Below are 3,112 nucleotides of genomic sequence, written 5' to 3'. Positions count from 1 at the left end.
TAAAATTAAGCTGGGTTTAGATACCATTGCTCGTGAAGCAGCTGTACGTTGTTTCTGTCCTCCTGAAATTTGATACGGATATTTATCTAAAATGGGTCGAATGCCAAATCGCTCTGAAATCTCGTTAACGGGGGTTTTTGCCCATCCCCTCGAAAAGGGGGAATAAGAAAACACCCAAATAAAGGTTTAATATAAATGCAAGTTTAAGATTTATGATAACAAGCTTTATCCAATATAAATTGTTAAAATATCTCGCATATAAAAATTACTTTCAAATGAATTGTTATAGAATATAAGGTAAATAAGGAACCTCAATTTTGAACAGGATATCATAACACGAAACACCTATATTTGGTAGTTTATACCGGAATCCATGGATTAATTGTGACAAAAATGTTAAATGTAGGGATTAAGGAGGATTTGTATATACAAAAGTAGAAATGTAAGAGTGTAGGAAAAAATAAAGGGGGATTTACAATGATTTCGAAAAAACAAAAACTTGCAACAATAGTAACAGCTTTCACATTAGGGTGTGGATTTACTTTTGGAGTAGCACCAACCTTTGCGGATTCCATTGAGGGATCCGTACAGCATCAATCTCTTTCTTCTACTCAAAAACAAGAACAAAAACCGTTCACTGGATATATTATCTCAGTAGATCATAATTATCTGGTTGTTGCGAATACTTCTACGAAAGAAGAGGCAATTTCTTACCAAAACGATTGGAACGAATTAATTTCTCAAAATAAAATTTTAAGAGTTCCGATCTCTAATAGTAAAAATTATATGGTAGGAGAAAAATTGAACGTATATGCGGTTGCTTGGACTGCCTCATTACCACCAATTGCGGTGATGCCTACGATTGAAAAAGTCATGGAATAAGTGATTTGCTTTGTATGAAAAAAGGAGATAGCTCAAATGCTATCTCCTTTTTATGAAGTGTGAGGATGTTGGAAATCTTAATTATATATGTAGTGTTACGAATCGGAAAAATGGATAAATATTCAATAAGTAGTGATTTTAACCATTCCGACGTGGCTATTCTTGCCTATTATCTTTGAGTTTATTAAACCGTTATTTAATTTTTCTACGTTCTTTCATAAAAAGTAGTATCATTGTTTTGAAAGCATTCACTTGCTACCGAAAATGCTTTATTTACCAATAATTGTCTTTTTTTAATATACACCAACATGCTCCCATGCATTTGCAATAGCATTGTAAGTTTCCCAATTATAATAACAATCAAAATCTAATGCAGACTGTAATAGTGCAGCACGAGCCTGTCTAAAGTCACTTGTTGGTGTTAAATATACAGTTAAAGCACGATAATAAATTTGTTCAGCTTTCTCTTTTCCAATTGCATTAATTGTTAAATATGCTGCTTTATTGGGAATGCCACTATTATAGTGAACGCCACCATTATCATCATATGTATATTGATAGTTGTTCATATGCGAAGGTTGACCATACTTTTCTGGGGATGATAAGCTGCGTAAGGCTCGTCCTGAAAATTGTGAAGTGAATAGGTCCTCTCCGCAATCCCAATCATCTGGATCTAGAAAATACCCAAATACATCAGAAAAAGACTCATTTAATGCCCCTGACTGCCCCCAATATTCTAGTCCTGCGGAATATTGAGTAACTGCATGGGTCAGTTCATGAGCAACTACATCAAGTGAGGTAGAAAAAGGATGATAACGAAAACCATCTCCATCTCCATATATCATTTGACTGCCATTCCAATATGCATTGCTCTCATTATATCCAGCATTCACAGTAGATCGTATGGTAGCTCCCTGTCCATCAAAACTATTACGACCATGAATATTTCGATAATAATCATAAACTTTACCAGTGTAATAATGAGCATCCACTGCAGCAGCTTGTTTTTGATCTTCCCATATATTATTATTGTTAAGTAGACTATAGTTAATAAAGTTATTAGAAGGTGTGTTGAGTGCTGTATAAGTTTCAATTCGCCCACCGTTCATTGGCTTTGTAATATCTAATAAAGCATATTTCCCATAGGCTTCAATATAAGATGTATGTAAAGTTTTACGGTCACCTAGTACTCCATAACCATAACCAGTTTGGGGAATATTAGCATCCCCCACCATATTAGATGCATTGACAATTTTTCCATCATGAGCGTCCACATAAATTATCCAGTTAGCTCCATATGGTTTTATGAACTGTAACTCTACTTTATAAGCTAAATAATATTTATGATCTTTTTCATAGATAACAACCTCTGCCTTTTCTGTTGTAGAATCTAAATTTTCCTTTATCTTTTCTATGCTATTATTCTTTGTTTCAACTAAAGTATCTTTTGGACTGAGGTTAATATGTTTCCATGCAAGGGATAAAGCTTTCTCTTTTGAGATTTCTGGTTTGTTTTTTGAAATATCGTTTCCGATTTTAGAATGTAAATCTCCATTTGCCGCTGTTATTTTCCCCTCCTTATTTGTATGAATAATAAATCTTGCACCTTCAATTGGCACACCTCTTAATGTTTGTACATAACTATAATGCTTCATTCCTAAATCATCTGATTTTACTTCCATCAATTTCAAGTTTGTACTTGGATCCATTTTAAAAAGCTCTTTATTTTCTTTAAAAAAATCCGTTATCTCTTTTTGTCCTTCCACCTTATTGGCTGATAAGTCACCTGAAAGGAAGGATATATTATCTTGAGTCTCATTCCAAGCCTCTTGAACAATCTCCATCTTATTTAGTGCATCTTGTTTTGCTGTTTGTTCTTCGGCATATACGTTAATAGCTGAATTACCCAAACTAATTCCAGATATTAATGCAATAGATAAAATTTTTCTCATACTAACAACACCTTTTTATTTATATATTTAAATTCATCTTATTTTATTTCAAATCTTTAGTGAGAAGACATGCAATCATACATAGTTATGAACGTTTTGTTACAACGTTAAAAAACACTCACCAGGAATTAGAGTGAACCCTTAGAATGAGACGAAAAAAAACACCTCTCTAAATCGTAAGTAAAGGAAAAAACACCTCTTATACCGTATTTAATTTAAATACGAATATACGGAGGTGTTTCTTTTATGGGAACGAGAAAATCTTATTCAGAAGAAAT

General features: G+C 33.1%; 2 protein-coding genes and 1 pseudogene. 1 reads left to right on the top strand and 2 read right to left on the bottom strand.

All coding sequences use genetic code 11. The features are described 5' to 3' along the window. Window positions 1-129, bottom strand: a pseudogene (locus tag BM089_RS31725) (bacitracin ABC transporter ATP-binding protein); the annotation flags it as partial. Window positions 130-477: 348 nt separating this feature from the next. On the opposite strand from BM089_RS31725, the gene BM089_RS30175 reads away from it, so the two are divergent. Further along, window positions 478-882 carry a DUF3221 domain-containing protein gene (locus BM089_RS30175; RefSeq protein WP_090979158.1) on the top strand — a complete coding sequence of 135 codons (405 nt, stop codon included), beginning with the start codon at window positions 478-480 and terminating at the stop codon, window positions 880-882. Window positions 883-1,175: 293 nt separating this feature from the next. Here BM089_RS30175 and BM089_RS30170 read toward each other — a convergent pair whose 3' ends face one another. Continuing rightward, entirely contained in the window at window positions 1,176-2,834 is a 1,659-nt protein-coding gene (locus BM089_RS30170; RefSeq protein ID WP_090979156.1) for a M4 family metallopeptidase, read from the bottom strand. Between the last annotated feature and the right edge of the window lie 278 nt (window positions 2,835-3,112).

Source organism: Bacillus sp. 5mfcol3.1, assembly GCF_900114335.1.
GTDB lineage: Bacteria > Bacillota > Bacilli > Bacillales > Bacillaceae_G > Bacillus_A > Bacillus_A thuringiensis_S.
This window is presented reverse-complemented; position numbering and strand designations above follow the sequence as displayed.